Annotated in this window: 20 protein-coding genes; 14 read left to right on the top strand and 6 right to left on the bottom strand. The window is 29.4% G+C overall.

The features are described 5' to 3' along the window. Window positions 1-98: 98 nt before the first annotated feature. From ACQ3F0_RS18810 to ACQ3F0_RS18830, 5 genes are all read left to right on the top strand, one after another. Window positions 99-1,091, top strand: a complete 993-nt coding sequence (locus ACQ3F0_RS18810) for a substrate-binding domain-containing protein (protein ID WP_428867072.1) — start codon at window positions 99-101, stop codon at window positions 1,089-1,091. Between the two features lie 84 nt (window positions 1,092-1,175). Next, entirely contained in the window at window positions 1,176-2,201 is a 1,026-nt protein-coding gene (locus tag ACQ3F0_RS18815; protein WP_428867074.1) for a uroporphyrinogen decarboxylase family protein, read from the top strand. 169 nt (window positions 2,202-2,370) lie between these two features. Further along, on the top strand, window positions 2,371-3,873 hold the full coding sequence (locus ACQ3F0_RS18820; RefSeq protein ID WP_428867076.1) for a sensor histidine kinase: 1,503 nt from the start codon (window positions 2,371-2,373) through the stop codon (window positions 3,871-3,873). 25 nt (window positions 3,874-3,898) lie between these two features. Continuing rightward, entirely contained in the window at window positions 3,899-5,434 is a 1,536-nt protein-coding gene (locus ACQ3F0_RS18825) for a response regulator transcription factor (protein WP_428867077.1), read from the top strand. An 18-nt stretch (window positions 5,435-5,452) separates the two neighbouring features. Beyond that, window positions 5,453-6,037: a carbohydrate-binding family 9-like protein gene (locus ACQ3F0_RS18830; RefSeq protein WP_428867079.1), complete on the top strand. Its 585-nt coding sequence runs from the start codon at window positions 5,453-5,455 to the stop codon at window positions 6,035-6,037. Window positions 6,038-6,484: 447 nt separating this feature from the next. Here the strand turns inward: ACQ3F0_RS18830 and ACQ3F0_RS18835 are convergent, their stop codons facing one another. Beyond that, window positions 6,485-6,910 (bottom strand): DUF6773 family protein, encoded by a 426-nt coding sequence (locus ACQ3F0_RS18835; RefSeq protein WP_428867081.1) that lies wholly within the window; start codon window positions 6,908-6,910, stop codon window positions 6,485-6,487. Continuing rightward, a complete protein-coding gene (locus ACQ3F0_RS18840) occupies window positions 6,897-7,106 on the bottom strand; it encodes a helix-turn-helix transcriptional regulator (protein ID WP_428867083.1) in 210 nt (69 codons plus the stop codon). The genes ACQ3F0_RS18835 and ACQ3F0_RS18840 overlap by 14 nt, the downstream gene beginning before the upstream one ends. A 371-nt stretch (window positions 7,107-7,477) precedes the next feature. On the opposite strand from ACQ3F0_RS18840, the gene ACQ3F0_RS18845 reads away from it, so the two are divergent. Beyond that, a complete protein-coding gene (locus ACQ3F0_RS18845; RefSeq protein WP_428867085.1) occupies window positions 7,478-10,027 on the top strand; it encodes a methyl-accepting chemotaxis protein in 2,550 nt (849 codons plus the stop codon). Between the two features lie 125 nt (window positions 10,028-10,152). After that, window positions 10,153-10,890 carry a gamma-glutamyl-gamma-aminobutyrate hydrolase family protein gene (locus ACQ3F0_RS18850; RefSeq protein ID WP_428867086.1) on the top strand — a complete coding sequence of 246 codons (738 nt, stop codon included), beginning with the start codon at window positions 10,153-10,155 and terminating at the stop codon, window positions 10,888-10,890. A gap of 44 nt (window positions 10,891-10,934) precedes the next feature. Here ACQ3F0_RS18850 and ACQ3F0_RS18855 read toward each other — a convergent pair whose 3' ends face one another. After that, window positions 10,935-11,897, bottom strand: coding sequence for a C39 family peptidase (locus ACQ3F0_RS18855; RefSeq protein ID WP_428867088.1), 963 nt, complete (start codon window positions 11,895-11,897; stop codon window positions 10,935-10,937). A gap of 315 nt (window positions 11,898-12,212) precedes the next feature. Here ACQ3F0_RS18855 and ACQ3F0_RS18860 point away from each other — a divergent pair, with 315 nt between their 5' ends. The 3 genes from ACQ3F0_RS18860 to ACQ3F0_RS18870 all read left to right on the top strand — a co-directional run bounded on the left by ACQ3F0_RS18860 (window position 12,213) and on the right by ACQ3F0_RS18870 (window position 14,230). Further along, window positions 12,213-12,977, top strand: a complete 765-nt coding sequence (locus tag ACQ3F0_RS18860; protein ID WP_428867089.1) for a nitroreductase family protein — start codon at window positions 12,213-12,215, stop codon at window positions 12,975-12,977. 160 nt (window positions 12,978-13,137) lie between these two features. After that, window positions 13,138-13,416, top strand: a complete 279-nt coding sequence (locus tag ACQ3F0_RS18865) for a CD3324 family protein (RefSeq protein WP_428867091.1) — start codon at window positions 13,138-13,140, stop codon at window positions 13,414-13,416. Window positions 13,417-13,651: 235 nt separating this feature from the next. Continuing rightward, the gene (locus tag ACQ3F0_RS18870; RefSeq protein WP_428867093.1) at window positions 13,652-14,230 is read left to right on the top strand and encodes a DUF1062 domain-containing protein; all 579 of its coding nucleotides are present in this window, start codon (window positions 13,652-13,654) and stop codon (window positions 14,228-14,230) included. Between the two features lie 192 nt (window positions 14,231-14,422). Here ACQ3F0_RS18870 and ACQ3F0_RS18875 read toward each other — a convergent pair whose 3' ends face one another. After that, a complete protein-coding gene (locus ACQ3F0_RS18875) occupies window positions 14,423-15,517 on the bottom strand; it encodes a DUF3048 domain-containing protein (protein ID WP_428867094.1) in 1,095 nt (364 codons plus the stop codon). A 273-nt stretch (window positions 15,518-15,790) separates the two neighbouring features. Here ACQ3F0_RS18875 and ACQ3F0_RS18880 point away from each other — a divergent pair, with 273 nt between their 5' ends. The 3 genes from ACQ3F0_RS18880 to ACQ3F0_RS18890 all read left to right on the top strand — a co-directional run bounded on the left by ACQ3F0_RS18880 (window position 15,791) and on the right by ACQ3F0_RS18890 (window position 18,629). After that, a complete protein-coding gene (locus ACQ3F0_RS18880; RefSeq protein ID WP_428867096.1) occupies window positions 15,791-16,090 on the top strand; it encodes an ArsR/SmtB family transcription factor in 300 nt (99 codons plus the stop codon). Window positions 16,091-16,162: 72 nt separating this feature from the next. Next, window positions 16,163-17,509, top strand: coding sequence for an FAD-dependent oxidoreductase (locus tag ACQ3F0_RS18885; protein WP_428867098.1), 1,347 nt, complete (start codon window positions 16,163-16,165; stop codon window positions 17,507-17,509). A gap of 175 nt (window positions 17,510-17,684) precedes the next feature. After that, window positions 17,685-18,629 (top strand): 3-hydroxyacyl-CoA dehydrogenase family protein, encoded by a 945-nt coding sequence (locus ACQ3F0_RS18890; RefSeq protein ID WP_428867117.1) that lies wholly within the window; start codon window positions 17,685-17,687, stop codon window positions 18,627-18,629. On the opposite strand, the gene ACQ3F0_RS18895 is transcribed toward ACQ3F0_RS18890, so the two are convergent. After that, window positions 18,630-19,994, bottom strand: coding sequence for an NAD(P)H-dependent oxidoreductase (locus tag ACQ3F0_RS18895; RefSeq protein ID WP_428867100.1), 1,365 nt, complete (start codon window positions 19,992-19,994; stop codon window positions 18,630-18,632). A 12-nt stretch (window positions 19,995-20,006) separates the two neighbouring features. Next, window positions 20,007-20,447, bottom strand: a complete 441-nt coding sequence (locus ACQ3F0_RS18900; protein WP_428867102.1) for a MarR family winged helix-turn-helix transcriptional regulator — start codon at window positions 20,445-20,447, stop codon at window positions 20,007-20,009. Between the two features lie 202 nt (window positions 20,448-20,649). On the opposite strand from ACQ3F0_RS18900, the gene ACQ3F0_RS18905 reads away from it, so the two are divergent. Next, window positions 20,650-21,570, top strand: coding sequence for an MBL fold metallo-hydrolase (locus ACQ3F0_RS18905; RefSeq protein WP_428867103.1), 921 nt, complete (start codon window positions 20,650-20,652; stop codon window positions 21,568-21,570). Window positions 21,571-21,742 lie beyond the last annotated feature (172 nt).

The raw sequence follows: 21,742 nt of genomic DNA on the forward strand, positions 1-21,742 counted from the left end.
TAAATAATATTTAAGAAATGAGTTGTAATTCGAATAAAAGACAAAGAGTTTTTTATTGGATATTATGACTACATTATATAAACAGGGAGGAATTTGTAATGAAAAAATTTGTATCAATTTTACTTGCAATGTCACTTGTTTTTTCTTTAATAGGTTGTACAAGTGCATCACAAAACGAAGCACCGGAAAAGAAAGGGGAAACAGAAAAGGAACAATTACATTTTGTCTATGTATCTCCATTATTAGCACACCCAGTATGGTTAATTGCTAAAGAAGGATTTGATCAAGCCTGTGAAGAACTTGGTATTCAAGGAGATTGGGTTGGACCTCAAAATGTATCTCCAGAAGAAATGACGAAATTAGTTGAAACAGCAGTGGCACAAAAGGCTGATGCCATTATTACTCAAGGATTAGTGCCAGCTGGACCTGTTGATGTAGCTATTAAAGCAGGCATACCAACGCTTGTTGTAGATTCTGACATTGCAGATGTTGATCGTTTAGCCTTCTTTGGCAAAGATGTAAATGTCCAAGCAGAGCTATTTTACAATGATATTGTTAATAAACTTGGTAAAGATACGAAGCTGTATGTGTCATTACAAGTTGCTGCGCTTAATTATCAAATAGCACATGATCAAATTAATGCAATTGAAGCTTTATTAAAAAATCATCCAGGTGGTTATGAAATTGTTAATATAAGTGAGTCTAAATCAGATAAAATGAAGGCAATCACTGAATGGGAAAATACTTTAAAAGCATATCCAGAAGTTAATGTCTGTATTAATTTAGCTGCTGAAGCAGGACCTGCTTGTTCAAATGTTGTTAAAAATCTTGATAAGAAATCAGATATATTGGTATATGCCGTTGATGATATTGATGAAACTATTGCCCTTGTAAAAGAAGGTAATATCGATGGTACAGTGGTTACATCATTCTTTAATTATGGTTATCAATCTGCCTACTGGTTATATCAACATATAACAGAAGGGTTAACACCAGATGAAGTAATTAATGATGCAGGGACAATTCTTGTAACAAATGACAATATAGATAAGTATAAGGAAAAATTAAAAGAAAAAGTAGATCTTAAATAATTAGAAACATATTAGAAAATTTATCATGGTGATTGGATAACAAATATTCAATCACCATATATTAGTTGGAAAGGTGGAGATAAAATGACAGGTTATGATAGAATTAAAAATGTACTTTTAGATGGTGTTTCTGATAGAACGCCAACTATGCTTCATAACTTTATGGCTGCTGCAGAAGAAAAAAAATATACTATGGGTGAGTTTAGAAAATCTCCTGAAAAAATAGCTAGAACTTTTATTGACTATTCTAGGAAATATGATTTGGACGGTATTCTTGTTGATATTGACACATGTGTAGAATCTCATGCGATAGGGGTACCAACAGACTTTCCAGAAGATGCACCAGCTAGAAATCATGGTGCCATTAAAGGAGGAATAGATGCATGTATTGAAGCAATGGACCCTAAAAAAATTAGAAAAGATGAACGGGCTAATATCGTTGCAGAAGCGGTACATTTAATAAAAAAAGAAGTAGACGGTGAGTTATTCTTAAGAGGGAATGCTGATCAAGGACCTTTTAGTTTAGCAATGTTATCCTATGGTATGTCTGAATTTATGATGGCTTTAATGGATGAGGAAATGAAACCCAAGATAAAGACTTTAATGGATAGAGCATTGGAAGTACATCTTGAATACCATAAAATGTTGTTTGAGGCTGGAGCTGATATGACAAGCTTTGGAGATAGTTCTTGTGGTCCAGATTTAATTAGTGCAGATATGTACAGGGAATTTGCGTTGCCATATCATAAGAAAATTGCTAAGATTCTTAATGATATGAACATACTAAATCTTTGTCATGTCTGTGGAAATACTGATTTGATTATTGAGGATTTGGCATCTGCTGGTTTTTCGGCAGTTGAGATTGATTATAAAACAGATATAGTAAAGGCTCAAAAGATTTTGAAAGATAAAGCAGTGCTATTTGGTCCAATAGACCCATCAGGTATCTTTTATTTTGGAAGTCCAGAAGATCTTAAGAGAGAAACAAAAAAAGTTATGGACATTTTCGAAGGTAAGGGTATAGTTATTGGTGCTGGTTGTGCTCTCCCAACAGGTGTACCAGAAGCTAATGTTAGAGCATTCATGGATACAGTGAAAAACTATTCATAAAACAATAGGTGCATATTTATATGTGCCTATTATTTTTAAGCAGAATAGATGAATCTATAGTGAAGATGATATGATATAATAGTTTCATGCTAAAGCTGGCAGTTATACAAGATTTGAATTATGAGAGTGAATGTAATAAAGAATACAATATAAGAAATTGGTGATTTAAGTGAATGGAAAAGGGAAGGTTGAATGGATTGTAAAAGCTAAAGAATATATATTAGCTTTAGAAAAAAGATATCTAGGGAGTTTGCGTCGGCGGATTATTTTGTTTGTGGCGATGATTATCTTACTTTTTATTATCGTTATAATTATTTGTACAAATAGTCATTATTCTTTATTTAATCATTATAATAAAACTTTTAGTCAATATGAGGAACTAGTTAGGTTTTATGATAATACAAATGAATTACATATTGCTTTTAAAGCATATTTACAAACAGGTGAAGAAGAATATTTGGAATCTTATGATGAGTTCATGGCATTAGCACGAGCTGATCTTGAACAACTCAAACCACTGAATTCTTTTCGATTTGGTTTACTAGATAATATGTTAGATACATATGATGAAAGGGTTGTAGTAGCTATTGATGAAAAGGATTTCGTTAATAAACAAACGCACTACGATTATTTGGAACGATTAAAGCAATTGATAATGGAAACACAAAGAGATAATTATTACATACTAACAGACATTAATATTAATAATGAACCTTTACTTAAAAAAAACCTACAAAACCAGCTCATCAGAGTATTGGTAATAACGAGTTTTGTTGTATTTATTTCTTTTATACTTATATTTAATTCAATGAAAAGCTTGATAAAACCCATTGGTATTTTGGTTCATAATGCTAATAAAATAAAAAAAGGTGATTTTGATGTTGAATTGGTTCATCATGCACCTGAAGAAATTCAGATGTTATCAGATACATTTTATGATATGGCATCGTCAATTGAAGGACATTTAGAGAGTATAAAAGACAAATCAAAACTAGAAAAACGGATTATTGAAAAAGAGAATGAAAACTTAAGAATGGGTAAGATTATAGCAGAAACAAAACTAAGTATCTTTCAAAGACAGATAAATTCTCATTTTTTATTTAACACGCTAAGCATAATTTCAAAATTAGCGTATATAGAAGGTGCTGAACGGACCAGTGAATTAATGGTGACTACTTCAGAATTGCTTCGGTATAGTGTAGAAAAAGGTGGGAAAATATCAGATCTTTATGAAGAGATAAATTGTTGTAAAAACTACATGGAAATTCAGAGGAAACGTTTTGGAACAAGAATTAATTTCATATTAAACATAGAGGAATCTTTACCCAATATACGTATGCCGGCCATGTTATTACAACCAATTATAGAAAATGCCGTTATTCATGGTGTAGGTGATATGATTGAAGGTGCCATGGTAAAAGTAGATGTGTATTATAAATATGGGGAAATCTATATAATTATTGAAGACAATGGTAAAGGAATAGAAGAAAAAAAACTTCAGGATTTGAGAAAAGCAATAGATAGTGAAGTTTCTAATGATTATGAGACAAGCATTGGGATTTTTAATGTGAAAGTACGACTTTCTATGTTTTATGGCAATCGGTGTACTTTTTATATAGATAGTGAAGAGGAAAAAGGGACGAAAGTAGTAATGACGGTATATGAAGATTAGTCTGAATCGAAAGGGGTAATGTAAGGTGTATAAACTTATGCTTGTAGATGATGAGCTGATTGAAAGAGAAGGTATGAAGCTTTTAGTTAAAAATAATTTTCCTCAAATTAAAGAAATAAATGAGGCTGAAAATGGTTTCAAGGCAATTGAGTTATATAAGAGAAATAAACCGGATATTGTCATCATGGACATCAATATGCCAGGGATTGATGGCATAGAAACAATAAAAGAATTGAAAAAACTAGAAGGAAATAGTAAATTTATTATTTTAACGGCACATAGTCAGTTTAAATATGCTCAACAAGCTATTCGATTAGGTGTTAGTGATTTCTTATTAAAACCTACCAATATAAAAGATTTTAAATCGGTAGTTAATGAAGTCCTTGATACAATAGAAAAGGATAAAAAAGAAAGAGAAAAGCAGTTACAGATTCAGTCAAAAATTGATAGTTTAATAAATATACTTGGAACAGATTGTATATATTCTCTTGCAATTAGAAATGAAAAACAAGTACTGATGAACTTAGTACAACTCTTTGATGGTGATTATAAATATGGTTTCTGTTTTATAATTAAGACGAGAAAAGAGAAAGATATTACTCAAATGATTATACAGAAGATTAATCGGTTGGGGTATTTTTTCTTAGGGGAATATATTTATAATCTTAATATCTTTTTATGTTTATTTGATAAACCTATTACTAGCCAAAATATTAAGGATATATCGAATTATATAGAAATGATATTAGATATTTATGAAGATGGACAATGCTCTATTGGAATTGATGATACGAATATATCTCTTGAAGAGATTGAAACTTCTTATTATCATGCGCTAGATTGCGTTAAATATGGTCTTGATCATGATTTATCTTTAGTGATGTATTCTAATATTTTAAATGAGCAAAGGCAAGTAAGTTTTGATGTTATTAAATATACTGACATGATGTTAGAAATGGTTATGCTTATGAAAAAAGAAGTGGTAGATGGAGTTATTACAGCTTTCTTTTCCGAGTTAGTTATGCTTTGTAAAGATGATTATAAAAGTATTCAATCCTATGTATGGGAAACAATAACCTTATTGAGAAAAATGACCTATGATAATATGGGTAAAGAGGTTATATTTGAAGGGATTTCAATAGAAGAATTAGAACACGGTCATAATCTGTTAGAGATGAAGCAATTTTTAAAAAGCACCATATTATCTTTAATAGAAACAATTGAAAAACACAAAATAAAAAATCAAAATAAATTAGCAGTAATGGTGCATCAGTATATTAAGAAACATTATTCTAATAATATTAGTCTAGAGGATTTATCTAATCATTTGAAAATATCTACCTACTATGCCTGTAAAATAATAAAAAAAGAGTATAACAAAAGTTTTGTAGATTTAGTAAGCGAATATAGAATTGAAAAAGCGAAAGTTATGCTACAAGACTATAATATAAGCATTAAGGAAGTTGCTTATAGTGTTGGATTTAAGAGTCAACATTACTTTTCAAAAATATTTAAAAAATATACTAGTATGACACCTAGTGATTATAAAAAATTATATTAAAGGAGGTAATAATGTAAAATGAAATATGTAATTAACTCAAAAAAAGATGATGCAATAGTGGCTCATATAGATCAATTTCCTTATGGTTGTGGGTATCAACCGGAAACGTCTTTTTCAATATGGTATGAAGCCGAATGTGGATTCCACCTTGAAATGAAATGTATGGAACAAAACCCGAAAGCTCAATATAAAAACCATAATGATCCTGTTTATAAAGATAGCTGTATGGAGTTTTTTGTGAATTTTTACCCCACTGATAAAAAAACAGGTTATTTGAATTTTGAAATGAATGCTAATGGTGCCATGTTATTATATTATGGTGAAAATAGAGATAAAAGAAGAAGTGTTCATGAGCTATTATTGAAAAAACATACTGTTAACATTACGGAACAATATTGGCAAATCAATTTATTAGTACCATTGGAGTTTATAAAAAAGATATATGGAAAATGTGAATTTCAAAGTGGGGATATGATAAAAGTAAATGCCTATAAATGTGGTGATGACACAAAAGTTCCACATTACGGTTGTTGGAATAAAGTATTGGCCGAATCTCCAGATTTCCATCGACCAGAGTTTTTTGGCGATATGGTTATTGTTTAAAAACTTGCTTAAGTTAGCACTACAAATCAATTGATTCTGTAACAAATCATGGTATATTAGTTGGTAGATATAAGTGTGGTTATTTAGTAAGATACTAGTAGGATGATATGAAAAATATGGTAAATATAAAATTGAAATTTTTGAGAAAATCCAACAACTATACACAAGAAAATGTAGCAAAAAAATAAATGTATCAAGACAAGCAATAGCAAAGTAGGAAAGTGGAGAAACGGTTCCTGACATTAATAATTGTATAGCACTGGCCAAGTTGTATAATGTAAAATTAGATGATTTGGTTAATTATGAAGATGAGTATGAAAGTACACTAATCCCACCAAAAGATAAACCATATATTTTAGTGAAGGAAAAAGGGTTATATGAAAAGTTTAAATAAGTATAAAAAAGAACTAAACTTATACTGTTTTTATAGTAAAAGTTTAGTTCTTTTTATTCTTCAATATCTTGATTAGCTATATGTTCTGACATGTTTGACAAAAACATTGGAGTATAACGTACAAATAACATAAGCACTAAAACGACTAGTAATTTAAGTGGAGCATTAATGCCAGTAATGAAACTAAAAACTACGATAAATAGAATAAAGTATGCAATTTCTCCAACAAAAGTATATTTCTTATTCTTAATCAAGTAGGTTTGACTTGAAGTAAATACACCTTTTCTCACCAAACTGATAACAACGAGTAATGTTGTTATACATGATAGCACTAAAATATCAATATATTCTGTAAGTGACTGTGAAAGTATCATTTGACGGTAGGCTATAATTCCCCATAGAGCAAAAAGACATACTAAAAAAGCTCTTGTATAAATCTTTCGTTTTATCTGTAATACTCGCTCATCAACTATCTTCATTTTCAACCTCCCAAAATAAGTCATCTAGCGTCTTTCCTAACGTTTTACATATTGCAATACATAAACTTAGTGTAGGGTTATATTTCCCTGCTTCAATTAATCCAATCGTTTGCCTTGTTACCTTAATTTTTTCTGCTAGTTGTGCCTGGGTAAGATCTTTTTCTACTCTGGCAACCTTAAGTTTAATATTCTTCATGACTCCTCCTTTTTACAATTATTGTAACATTGAAATAATCGAATGTCGATTATATGTTGCATAAAGATGATTATACTATACAACTCTAATTATTAGATAGATATACCTTTTTGAATTTTGAATTTCAAAATATAATGTTAGCGCTATGTTTTCTTTATAATCAAATTGACTGATATGATTTCTTAAACAAGGAATAAACAAAGTTAAATTTAAAAGCCAAGAAGTTAATAAATATTGAAAATATTTCTTTTAAAAATATAAATTTTAATTTATAATATAATACGGTAATAAAAACTATTTAAATTAAGTGGAATATTGGTTTATAACATAGCATTTAATTAAAATATCAAGAATAACGAGGAGTGAAAAGAATGAAAAGGGTTAAGGATATAAAAATAGGTACAAGAATGATTTTATGTTTTGCTATTATAGCAGTAGTTACTAGTATTGTTGGTATAGTAGGTACTTGGAATATAAAAAAAGTTGCTAAAGGTAATACAAAAATATATGAAAATGTCACAGTACCTTTAAGTGACCTAGCTATAGTAGTGGAATCTTTCCAAAGAACGCGTGGAAATATACGAGACATAATGATTGTAAGTAGTGATGAAGAAATTGATGAATTTGCTGAGAAAATTAAATTAAGAAATATTGACTTCGAAACACATCTAAAAAAGTATGAATCTACTTTAACTAATACTGAGGCTAAGGAGCTAGTTAAGGATATTTTTTTAAAAAAAGAACGTTTTGATATATTGGTAAATCAAATTATTCAATATGCTCATCAGGAGAATTTAACCCAAGCAATTGATATACTGTATGGTGAAGCACATACTATTCGTAAAGAAATTGAGAATTATAACCAAAGATTAGTAGAACTAAAGGTAGCTGAGGGCGAACAAACAGCGATAGTAAACAATTCTAGAGCAAGTAATGCTAGTACGCTTATGATTTTTACGATTGTTGTTGGATTTATACTTTCAATTATTTTAGGGGTATTTATTACTATATCAATAAAGAAACCTCTTAAAAATATAGTTCATGTTGCAAAGGAAATAAAAAATGGAAATCTTGATGTAGATATAGATGTTGATTCAAAAGATGAAATGGGAGAGTTGGCAAATTCTTTTAGAGAAATGATTGAAAATATTAGATATAAGGCTAAAATCGTTGAAAAAATATCTTTAGGTGATTTATCTGTTGACGTTCAAGCAAATTCCGAGAAAGATGTGCTTGCGAATAGTATGAAATTAGTTCTTCAAACACTTAGAAATTTAATTAAAGAAACGGAAATATTAACTAAATCAGCTACTGAAGGAGAATTTTATGTACGTGGAAACACTGAAAATTTCGATGGCGGATATAAGGAATTAGTATTTGGGATAAACAAAACAGTAGATACTTTTATAGAGTATATTGATGATATACCAAATCCAATATTGACTATAGATAAAGATTTTAATATTAGATATATTAACAAAATAGGTACTGAGATACTTGGTAAACCTCAAGAACAACTTTTAGGAACTAAATGTTATGATAATTTTAAAACTTCAGATTGTATGACAGAAAACTGCGCTTGTGCACGATCAATGGAACACAATGAGAAGTTTATAAGTGAAACAGATGCACATCCTAATGGAAATAATTTGGAGATAGAATATACAGGTATACCAATTGTGAATAAGGAGAGTGAGATAATAGGAGCTTTTGAAGTTATCACAGATCAAACAGCAATAAAAAATGCTATGAAAATAGCTGAAAAGCAAACGAAATATCAAGAGAATGAAGTAGAAAAACTCCTACATGATATAAAAAATTTAGCTGAAGGTAATTTGATTGCTAATGCAGAAATTTCACAAACTGATGAAGATACAAAGATAATAGGTGAAACGTTTAATAATATTTATAAAACTTATAAGTCGAGTATTAATTCAATTTCTTCATATATTGAAGAGATCTCAAAAATACTTACAGAAATGTCAAATGGTAATTTGAATTTAGAAACGAAATTAGAATATAAAGGTGATTTTTCTGAAATTAAAACTTCTCTTGATACAATAATTAGTTCATTAAATAATGTTTTATCAAATATAAATTCAGCAGCAGAACAAGTAGCTTCTGGTTCTAGGCAAGTATCAAAGTCGAGTATCGCACTTTCTCAAGGAGCCACTGAACAAGCAAGTTCAGTAGAAGAATTATCAGCTTCTATTGAAGAAATTGCATCACAAACAAAACAAAACGCTGAAAACGCAAATAAAGCTAAAGAAATGACGGAAGAATCAAAAAACAATGCTACAAAAGGGAATGCTGAAATGGCAAAAATGTTAGAATCAATGAATAATATTAATGAATCTTCAAAAAGTATATCTAAAATTATAAAAGTTATTGATGAAATTGCGTTTCAAACAAATATTTTAGCTCTTAATGCGGCAGTAGAAGCAGCAAGAGCAGGAGAGAATGGTAAAGGATTTGCAGTAGTTGCAGAAGAGGTAAGAAACTTAGCATCACGTTCAGCAAATGCTGCAAAAGAAACAACAGCATTAATAGATGGATCAATTAATAGTGTACAAGAGGGAACTAAAATAGCTAATAAAACTGCTTTATCTCTTAAGAAAATAGTTGAAGGGGCATCTAAAACAGCAGATTTAGTAGGAGATATTGCTGGAGCGTCAAATGAACAAGCTATTGGAGTAAATCAAGTCAATCAAGGAATCAGTCAAATTACTAATGTTGTACAAACTACTTCAGCAACATCTGAAGAAACAGCTTCTGCAAGTGAAGAACTTTCGACTCAAGCTGAAATGTTAAAGAATCAAGTTGAGAAGTTTAAATTAAGACCTCAAAGTGACATTATTGATTTAAAAGAAATTGAAGAAGTGGATCCTGAAGTAGTAAAAATGATACAAGAAATAAATTGATTTTTAACAGATACAGAGATTGTATCTGTTTTTGTGTTTTATAAAAAAATATAGGGTGTTATAATTAATCTATATTATATTTTATTTACAATACAAATAACTTTACATTGGAAGGAATGATTCACATGAAAAAGCCTGTTATTGGGATTACTACATATTATATTTATGATTATGTTAACGCTACTCATCGTCATATTGGTGCTATGGGGCAGGATATTATGATGGCACCTGCCGATTATTATAATGCTGTGCATAAGGCAGGGGGAGTTCCTATGCCTATTATGAGTATTGATGATGATGAGTATATTGATAGTATTGTTGAAAAAATGGACAAATTTATCTTTAGTGGGGGAGGGGATGTCGATCCACTTTATTATAATGAATCTGTCATGTATAGATGTGGAAATATAAATGATATGAGGGATAAGTTTGAAATGAAACTCCTCAAAAAAGTAATTGAGGCAAAGAAACCTATTTTAGGTATTTGTAGAGGGTTTCAGCTTATAAACATATTTTTAGGAGGCACATTGTATCAGGATTTGAAAACTCAATACAACTCAAATCTTAACCACTCAGTAAATAATGTTGAAAAATATAAAAAGGTTCACAAAAATATTTTTCAAAAAGATTCTATTCTTGAAAAATTGTTTAAAACCGAAGAAATACTAACAAATAGTAAACACCACCAGGCGATAAAAACACTGGCTAAGGGACTTAAAATAGAATCAAAATCAGAAGACAACATAATAGAAGGCTTTTCATCAGAAGAATTGAATTTACTTGCTGTTCAATGGCATCCAGAAATGATGTTTGAAACACATGAAGAACAATTAGAATTGTTTAAGTGGTTGATAGAGGCTTGATAATAGTTTAAAAGCTACCGAGAGTTCGGTAGCTTTTAAAGGTATTAATAATTAATAATCCACATATCCTTACAGTCAGAAATAATATATGAAAAGTCTAACCAAACACCACCATTAGCTGTTCTTTCACAGAGTGCCAAGCTATCTACATTTTCATGATTTAAACCATTTGGATCAAAGACTAGAACTTGGGTAACTCCGTTTTTTTCTCTGTATCCATTAATTAGTAAGTAATGTCCATATTTTGTGAACTTAGATTGACTACCTTTTTTCTTTGGACCAGATGCTAAGCATATTAGTGCATGCTTATTTAAAAGGGCTTGGACTATTTTATTGATATCTTCATTTTTTTGACCTTTTTTTAAGTTATTATTAATTATTCGGTTATGATTAATACCAAGATTATTTAGTACATCTGATAGTAAATTTTGATCACAACCGTGGCGGCATACATATAGATATCCATAATTGTCTCTAAAATAGTATGGAGAATAATTTTCTCCTTTAATTGAGGATAAAAGCATTGCTAAAGTAACATATCCACAGCCTGAAAAGGCAATAACATTATCTCTGCATGAGCAATTAGGATGTCCAATGTTATGCATTCTATCTAATTCGCTATCATCATAGTCTGATTGATTTATAAGAACCATATTATTATAAATAATTGTGTTATTTCTTACATTATTACATTCTAATGTGTTATCTGACATATTTTGAATTTTTTCAAGAAGTACATTATTGAATTCAGTATATTTATTTTCTAAAGTTTGAAAAGCAGATAAAGCAATTCGAATTTGTTTTAAATAGTCTGTTGTATTATATTCTTCAGAAGAAGAGATGGTATTTACAATTATAGTTTCTTTTAGTACTTGATTCTCTGGCAATTTTGATAGTTCACTATTAGCGTATACTTTATTTTTATCAAAGTTTAAGAATAGTAATAAACAATTGAATATCAATACCATTATTAAAAATATTGATATTTTTTTAATGAATTTGTACATGAAATAACCTCCAAATTTTTTGTCGCAACGTGTATATTATAGCATAATTTGTAATAAAGTATTAGATGATTTTGGCAAAAATAGATAGATGATTATTTTTCATAAGAACTTGTAATTTTAAATCTATAATTTCAATGTAATAATTTTGCACAGATTTAGTTAACTAAATCTGTTTAGAACAAAAAATATATGGTAAAATTAATATGATTTGATTGTTTCAACTATAGATATTGAAAAATTGACTATTAGTTTGCTGTATGGAGTAAAGTACTTTTTATTGAATAGCTTTAAGTATAGAAAATGGAGGTTAAAACTATGAATGAAGTTTTAGAAGGATTGAAAAATAGAAAATCAGTGAGAGTATTTGAAAATAAATTAATTGAAACTAATATAAAAAATGAAATTTTACAATCTGCATTTGAAGCGCCAACTGCAGGTGCAATGATGCTTTATACCATACTAGATATTACTGATAAAAAATTAAAGGAAAGACTTGCTGTAACTTGCGATAATCAACCTTTTATTGCAAAGGCACCTTTAGTGCTTGTTTTTCTTGCAGATTATCAAAGATGGTATGATGTTTTTAGTCTTGAAGATTGCAATCCAAGAAAGCCTGGGGAAGGAGATATTTTACTTGCTTATGCTGATGCAATAATAGCTGCGCAAAACACAGTGGTAGCTGCAGAATCTTTAGGAATTGGATCATGTTACATTGGTGACATAATCGAAAATTGTGAGGAAGTAAGAGAATTGTTGGATCTTCCAGACTATGTTATACCTGCTGCTATGGTGGTTTATGGGTATCCTGTTGATTCTCAAAAGAATAGGAAAAAGCCCCCTCGTTTTGAAAAGAAGTACATAGTTTTTGAAAACAAATATCATAAATTAAGTAAGGAAGAACATGTGGAAATGCACAATGAAAGAAATAGAAAAAATGGATTGATAGATAAAAATGCTATTGAAAAAATTAAGGCACTTTGTAATCGAAAATATATGTCTGACTTTTCTTTGGAGATGAATCGTTCAGCGACAGAATACCTTAAGAAGTTTTGTGAAGATAAAGATACATTACGAAAATAATATTATAACAGGAAGTTTTTATATATGTTTATAAAAGCGTTAGGAGGGTTGCTACATGAAAAGATATGTTATTAATGCATAGCAAAGGCTATTGCATTTTAGATTTAATTTATAAATGGTAGCCTTTGCTAATCCTAAAAAAATTATTAGGAGGAGCAAAATGAGCTATATTAATGCAAAAAAGTTATTACCTATGGATTTGGTCGAATTAATTCAAGACTATATTGATGGTGAATATATATATATACCTAAAAAGGAAGACAATAAAAAATCCTGGGGAGAAAATACAAATATCAAGAATGAGTTAACTGTTAGAAATAATAATATATATGAAAAATATATTGATGGATATTCTGTGGAGGAACTTGCAGATAAATTCTATTTATCAAAGAAAAGCATTCACAGAATTATCTTAAATAAGAAAAAGGAAAAATTATAAAAAGATGAGCTTGATTCAAATATTTTGATTCAGGCTCATTTTTATTTATGAAAAGAGAATAAGGTAGTTAAATTCAATATAGATTAGTATAATACTAAAGAGGCTTATATTAGTAAAGGAGGAATTTTATATGATGAAATTTATTATTTGTGCTTAGCAAAGGCTATGCATAATAAAATGAATATTGTGGAATAGCTTTTGCATAATCCTATAAAAATTAATTAGGAGGAGCAAAATGAGCTATTTAAAAAAAATTAAATGGGAAGTAGTACCTAAAACAATACCGATGGTAATAAGGAATTGTCCTAAATGTGGGAACAATACTTATTTCAAGAATAGTCATAAATTTAGAGTAAATGCCAATAAAAAAAATTTAGATATATGGCTTATTTATCAATGTGTTAACTGCAAATCAACTTGGAATATGACTATATATGAAAGAATAAGTTATTTAGATATTGACGAATTACAGTATAAGCAATTTTTAAATAATGATTTTGAATTATCAAAAAAATATGGATTTGATGTAGCTATTCATAAAAAAAATAAGGTGAAACTAGAGTTTGATAATATAGAATATGAAATTATCGGTGAAGATATAAAGATAAATGATTTAAACGGAAAAAAATACATTATAGATATTACATGTAAATATTCACTAGGTCTGCGAGTAGACAAGTTGTTGAGTAAAAAGCTCCATGTTTCAAGAGAAAAAGTAAAAAAACTAGTTAAAAATTCAATGATTTGTGGTGTGGATCAAAAAGATATATTAAAAGAAAAAATTAACGGTAAAATAAGAATTCATATAGCGTAAAAGGCATCGTAACGAGCTTTAGAAAATGAATTAGAATTTCTTAGTGAAGTGTCTTTGTAGCTATATATGCATTTTTTCATTGAATTTGAGCAGAGGAGTTCTCTGCGGAAATTAAAATGCACTAGTCTTTTGATTTGACAATAAAAGACTAGTGCTAAAGAGAAAAGAGTTTAAAAAAATATTATGATTTTTCTAACTTATAGTTAACTGAGCTTTTTGATCTAGTATGTGCCACCAAGTTTTACCTACATTAAGTGGTACAATATCTCCATTTTCATCTTTAAATATTGTCTGTGATTTTAGGTCTTTTTTAGACCATGTAACTTTTATACTTTTACCATTGCTTATAATAATTCCGTCACCATTACCTACAAGCTTAGCATCTAAATAAGGTTCGCCAGATCTAGAACTATATTTAACATTCTGAATAACTATATTTTTTATTGCTACAGGGACATCATCGTGGCGATTCAGGGAGTCTTTTCCATTCATTGATTTATAGTATAAACCATCTTTAAAGGTATAACTTGTCCTATAATATTTATTGAATTTTAAAGATAATGAGTTTGCATTTTCAAGGTTAGAATTATCCCAAAATATCTTGTCAAATTTCAATTCTACATTTGTAGGTTTTATATAGTTTCTAACTTCAATGAACTTTAGAAGTTTATCAGAAGTAGTAAAAAGACCATGTTCTTTAGCCTTTACAGATTTATCTCTGAAAAAGTAAGATGGATTATACATTTCATTCATAGACATGGGCTTTTCTCTTGAGATTCTATCAAGAGCATCATGACTACCACCACAGTGTGCAAAAGGAACATTGTATTCATATGCTAGGTCTATAAAATAAGTCCTCGTACTTCTTACAGGGCCAATTTTTTCAGCATTATCCTTTTGAAATAAAGCAAAGCATCTTGTTACTCCACCCTCTGCCATTAATTCATATATTATATCTGCAGATGTAAATCCTGCTTGTGGTCTCGCTGCTCCAGAATTTTCTATAGATACCATATATGCTGGGTTATCTAATGTTTCTTTGCTTACTTCTTCTCCAGTATATGGAGCATAATATTTAATTTCTGGTGTTTCATTAGAAGTATCAGATTCGTTTTCGGATTCACTTTCAGAATCAATTTCAGATGCATTCTCAGTGTCAGATGAAGTATCTTCAGAAGAATTCACACTATTAGTTGCTACTACTGATGTGTCTTTAGCTTTTGAACTACAGCCCGATAAAATGAGTACAAAAGTTAGAGCTATAAGAATTATTGTTTTGTTTTTCAAATATAACAACACCTTTCTTTTATTGATGTCTAAAACTATAGATGTCTCAGCTCAATAATTGATATACTTAATAATACCATAATATTTTCCATGTAAAAAGAGCAGCTTATTATATGCTAATAAATTTTAGATTAAAACTTTATTTATATGAGCTTATAGTGGTTGAAAATTGAAAACACACCTATATTACAGAAAATATATGTACAATTAACTTTATATGGTATATAATTATTAAAGGATGAAATTATTTACTAATAAACAGAGGTGTTTTATATGATAAATAAAAAATACAAAGATAAATTAACAAGTACTACTGAATTGTTAAAAGCTTTAAGCCATAATACTAGATTATGTATTGTTTGTAAACTTTCAAAAGGCGAGTTAAATGTTTCACAAATGCAGGATTGTTTAGATATTCCACAATCTACAGTATCTCAACATTTATCTATTTTAAAATTAAGAGGCATTATTGAGGGAAGAAAAGAAGGCTCAGAAGTATATTATTCTCTTATAAATAAAGATGTAGAAGAATTAATTAAAGTATTTTTTGATATTAAAGAAATTCCAGATTAAATTTTTTTAAAAAACATATTCTGATATTTGAATATCTAAATATGTTGATGTGATATATAAGGAGGAATATAAATGAAAAAAACTAGTGTTTTAATTATTGGAGGAAGTGCTGCAGGGTTAGTTGCTGGGCTAACTTCAAAATCTAATTATCCTGAAAAAGATGTTACTCTAATTCGTAAGGAAGAAAAGGTAATGATTCCATGTGGAATTCCATACATTTATTCTACAACTGGGACAAGTAATAAGAATATTTTACCCGATGCTGGATTAGAAAAACTAGGGGTTAATATTATAGTTGACGAAGTAATCTCAATTGATAAAGAAAATAAAGTATGTAAAACTAAAGATGAAGAATATACATATGAAAAGCTAATTATTGCAACAGGCTCCACACCTTCAGTTCCAAAATGGCTCAAAGGTGCTGAATTAGAAAACGTTGTTTCAATTCCAAAAGATAAAGTATATTTAGATGAATTTCAATCTAAGCTAGAAGGTTTAAAAGACATCGTTGTTGTTGGTGCTGGATTTATTGGTGTAGAATTATCAGATGAATTGAAAAAGGCAGAAAAAAATGTTACCTTAGTTGAAGTAATGCCACATATATTGGGAATGGCATTTGATGAAGAAATAGCTGTAATAGCTGAAGAAAAGCTGATTTCTAATGGTATTAATTTAGTTACAGGCGTTGGAATAAAAGAAATCATTGGTAAGGATAAGGTAGAAGGAATATTACTTAGTAATGGAGAAGAAATACATGCTGATGCAGTAGTATTATCTATGGGATATAAACCAAATGTTTCACTAGCTAAAGAAGCGGGGATAGAAATTAATGAAGTAGGATTTATTAAAACTGATCAATATAAAAGAACAAGTTGTGAAGATATTTTTGCAATTGGGGATTGTTCCGAGAAAAGAGAATTTAGTACAGGCAAATTAAGTAGAATAATGCTTGCTTCTACAGCATGTGCAGAAGCAAGAGTAGCAGGACTAAATCTTTATAAATTATCAGCTGTTAAAACTTTTCCAGGTACAATAGGTATTTATTCAACAGCTATTGATGAAACTGGATTTGGTGCAGCTGGATTGACTGAAGCACAGGCAAAAAAAGAAGGATTTGATATTATAACTGGTAGTTTTACTGGCATGGATAGACACCCTGGTTGTTTCAAAGATAGCCATAGTCAAATGGTTAAATTAATTGTTTCTAAAGATAGTGGAATTATACTTGGCGGAGAAGTTATTGGAGGAAAAAGTGCAGGAGAATTGTTAAATGTAATAGGTTTTATTATTCAAAACAGAAACACTATTGCAGATCTTCTTGTTGCGCAAATTGGAACCCATCCATTATTAACTGCTTCCCCAGCAGGGTATCCTTTAGTTAAAGCAGCTGAAGTTGTTGCAAAAAAAATGAAATTATAAAATAAATTTAGAACACCTGCAATCAATAATGCAGGTGTTTTTGTATAGAATAGATAGTTATATGTAATATTTGAGCTTATTATTTTAATTTATATTACAATAATATATAATAGAAATGGTAGAAAAATTCTGAAAATAAAACATAATACACAACTTGAGAGGAATGAAAGAAAATATGAATATTGAAAATATATCAGTATTAGGTACTGGAACTATGGGGCATGCCATGGCAATACTTTCTGCGCAAGCAGGATTGAATGTAACCATGTATGGTAGGTCAAATGAAAGTTTAGATAGAGGGTTTAATAGTATAAAATCCAGTTTAAATAATCTAAAATGCCAAAAGAAAGTAACAGAAGAAAAGTGCCAAGAAATTTTAAGTAGAATAAAAGGAGTTAAAACGATTAAAGAAGCAGCTCAAAATGCCGACTTTATAATAGAATCTTTAGCTGAAGATTTAGAACTAAAACAGAAAATTTTCAATGAGCTTGATAAACTTTGCGATCCGCAAGTTATTCTAGCTACAAATACCTCTGCACTTAGTCCAACAGCTATTGCAAAGTATATGAAAAATCCTGAAAGAGTAGTAGTTACTCAATTCTGGAATCCGCCACAACTAATTCCTTTGGTAGAAATAGTTCCTGGTGAAAAAACTAGTGAAGAAACAATGGTAAGGACTATTGAATGGGCGGAATCTATTGGTAAGAAAGCAATTCGCATGGAAAAAGAATGTCCTGGCTTTATAGGAAATCGTTTACAAGTAGCTTTGTTGAGAGAAGCCTTATACATAGTTGAACAGGGATGGGCCAAAGCAGAAGAAGTAGACAAAGCTATAGAGTATGGACATGGAAGAAGGTTACCTTGTACAGGGCCTTTATGTACAGCTGATTTAGGGGGATTAGATATATTCTATGAAATATCTTCTAATCTCTTTAAAGAACTTTGCAATTCTTCCAAACCTTCAAAATTATTACAAAGTAAAGTTGAAAAAGGAAAGTTAGGAAGCAAAACTGGTGAAGGTATTTATAATTGGCCTCCAGATGTTTTAGAAAAAAAAGAAAAAGAACGTGCAGAAATTCTTTCGTATTTCTTAGAAAGGGATGCAATAGAAAAAGAATAGTTATTCTTTTTCTATTGCTTTCTTATAAGGGCCTATAATTGCCTCATTCATTTGTTTTGAGGCTTTTTTCTTAATGGAAGGGATAGACATCAAAGTCCCGATGAGTTGCATTTTAATAATTGTGCCTCTTTGCTTCTGAGGAAAATCATAGATTCCATTTTTTTTATAGAATTTATGGTCCTCTTTCATTAGACCTCTCATTGTATAAATTAAATCTCTAAATATTTTCATTCCACCTACTCCAAAGAAATTCTGAGGTCTTTCAAGCTTATTCTCTAGGGCAAATTCAGTGGATTTACATAAATTATCTAAACTTTTTAGTGTATCTATATTATTTCTGCTTTGATTTGTAGCTATACCACAAAGAAAAGTCTCACCCACATGACTGCGGCCTTCAATAATATCAATGAGATTATTCTCATTTCTTAAATCTCCATTTAAAATATAGCCAACTAAACGTCCTTTAGTAACTGTTCTATGGCCGTTACAAAACTGTCTATCATCATAGCATTTAAATGTTGGTCCCATTGAATGGTCTTTAACTGTAGCTGCATAAATGGTTACATTTGCTGATTGAATTTCATTTCTTAGCATATCTTCAAAGCCATCTTTATAAATACATTTGCCATTAAAAGCGCAATTAAAACAGCCTAAACAGCCACCAGAAAATTTAAACTTTGCAATATTAATTTCTTTCACAGGATATTTATATTTTGCTTTAAATGCATCAATCATATTACGTAATGAATCATTGTCATCTTCACAATCACTCACAATAACTGTACTATATCCTTCGGTTTTGGGTGTTTCAGTTACATCATTTTTGTATATAAAATTGAATTCTTCCTTTTCAACCACCTGAATATCTTCATAAATATCATTTTTCATATCAAACAAAACATTTTTATAAAAATCTTTTAGTTGCTTTCTACCCAAATCTGTTAACAAATCATCCATATCAGCAGATAATCCAGTTATTGTTTTCATTTGCAAATCATTGCAATTCTCAAAGATGAACCTATGAGCTGTGGTATCAAAAAAGTGTTTTGATGTGGTAATCTGAGTTACATACTTGTCTTTAAGTTCATTAACTCTTTTATGTTCTTTTAAAAGTCGAATAAATTTTGCAACTTGATAAGGAGCAATAAAAGTATAAACAGGGTAAGAGAAGATAATCAAATCTGAATTAATCATAGCATCAACACATTTATCCATAACTTCAGGTTTTTCATAACTTTTTATCTGTTGTCCAATATTAAAATAAATAAACTCATGGTTAGGATTATGTCTGTCTAAATATTTATTCCACTGAACAGTAACACTATTCTTCCCTTTTGGGCTTCCGTTTAACACAATAATTTTCATATTATCCTCCTTTTAATCTTCAAAATTATTTTGGAAAAGAACTTCTAAATCATCAATACTTCGTGACATATCATTAAGATCTTTTGAAGATATTTTGTCAAAGACATTCTCAAACATAGACAAATTAAATTCGTCCACTTTATGAATTAAGTCCAATCCCTTTGGTGAAACAATGATATTTACAATACGTTTGTCCTTTTCATTGTTTATGCGTTGTATTAATCCATTATTCTCAAGTTTTGTTATCATTCTGCTTGTTGAAAACATAGGAATTTCAAGTTTTTTAGAACACTGAGATACTGTGATTTTATTTCCTTTATAAATAATGGTTAGCAAATAGAGTTCATTCCAAGAAATTCCAAATAGCCGTTCTTCCTTTTTCTCAAATCGGTACATATATTCGTATATTTTGTACATTATCTCGCTTACCTGATTCTTCTTTAATGTATCCAAATTTACCTCCTATTTCTAACTTATATTCTATGAATATTCCCTAAAAATCACTTTTGTATATTTTACTTTTATGTTTTAAATTATATATAGATTACTTGCATATTGCAATTAAATTTTTATTAAATTTATATTAAAACGATAATAGAACTTTTGTAGTTATAGTGATATAATCTAACAGAAACTTGAAAAGTAGGTGGAAAATATGGAAATAATAAAAGTTAAGGGAAATACATTTTGTATTGATACAGGCATGACATATATCCCTTTTTATAAGATTAATAATGAAGAAATAATAATGTTAGATTCAGGATGGGCAGAAGGAGAAAGGGATGGAATAGACAATATTTTGGAAAAAAATAACTTTAAAGTTGTCGGTGTATTGTGCTCCCATGCTCATATAGACCATATAGGAAATAATACATATTTTAAAAATAAATATAATTGTACTATTGCTATGTCAGCATATGAGGCTCTTATTTGTAGTTCTACAGTTAATCTGAAGGTTTACTATAGTAGCCAGACATTATCCGATGTAACAGAACATTTTGGGCATATGGTTTGTGAAACAGATATTATGATTTTGGACAATGAAGATAGTATATATGTATGTGGTATTAACTTTAAAATTCTTCAAACGCCAGGACATAGTCCAGCACACATATGTATTATTACTCCTGATGATGTAGCGTATGTAGGAGATGCACTTATAAGTTATGAAGTCATTAAAGGGGCAAAAATGCCTTATGCTTATATACTGAAAGAGGATTTGAAAAGTAAAGAGAAACTTTATAACTTGAAATGTAGTAAATACATAGTGGCGCACAAAGGTATGTATAATGATATTACAGAATTAATAGGGGATAATATAGATTTCTATAAGAAAAGGGCAGAAAAAATGTATGATGTCATAAATGGGACAATGACAATGGAAGATATTATGAAGGCTATTATTAAAAATTGGAATATTAATGTAAAAAGTATCTATAAATATGCTACATTGCAGAAAATGTTAAAATCTTATGTTGAATATTTGAATGAAACAGGAATGATTGAGTTAATTATGGAAGAGGGATTTCTTAAATATACTCCATCTACTGACATCAATACAATATGTAGAAAATAAAACTTTTATATATTGTTTTCTATTAAGAGGGGGTGTGCTCAAAATTAAAATGGTACCTATAGAATGGACACTAAGAAAAGGTGTTTATTCTATAGGTATTTTTTTGTATACTTTATTTAGAAGAAAGAGAGGTTGAATTTAAATGAGTAAAATCACTTTCACTGAAGAAGAT

This window comes from Clostridium sediminicola, from assembly GCF_050402865.1.
Classification (GTDB): Bacteria; Bacillota; Clostridia; order Clostridiales; family Clostridiaceae; genus Clostridium_AF; species Clostridium_AF sediminicola.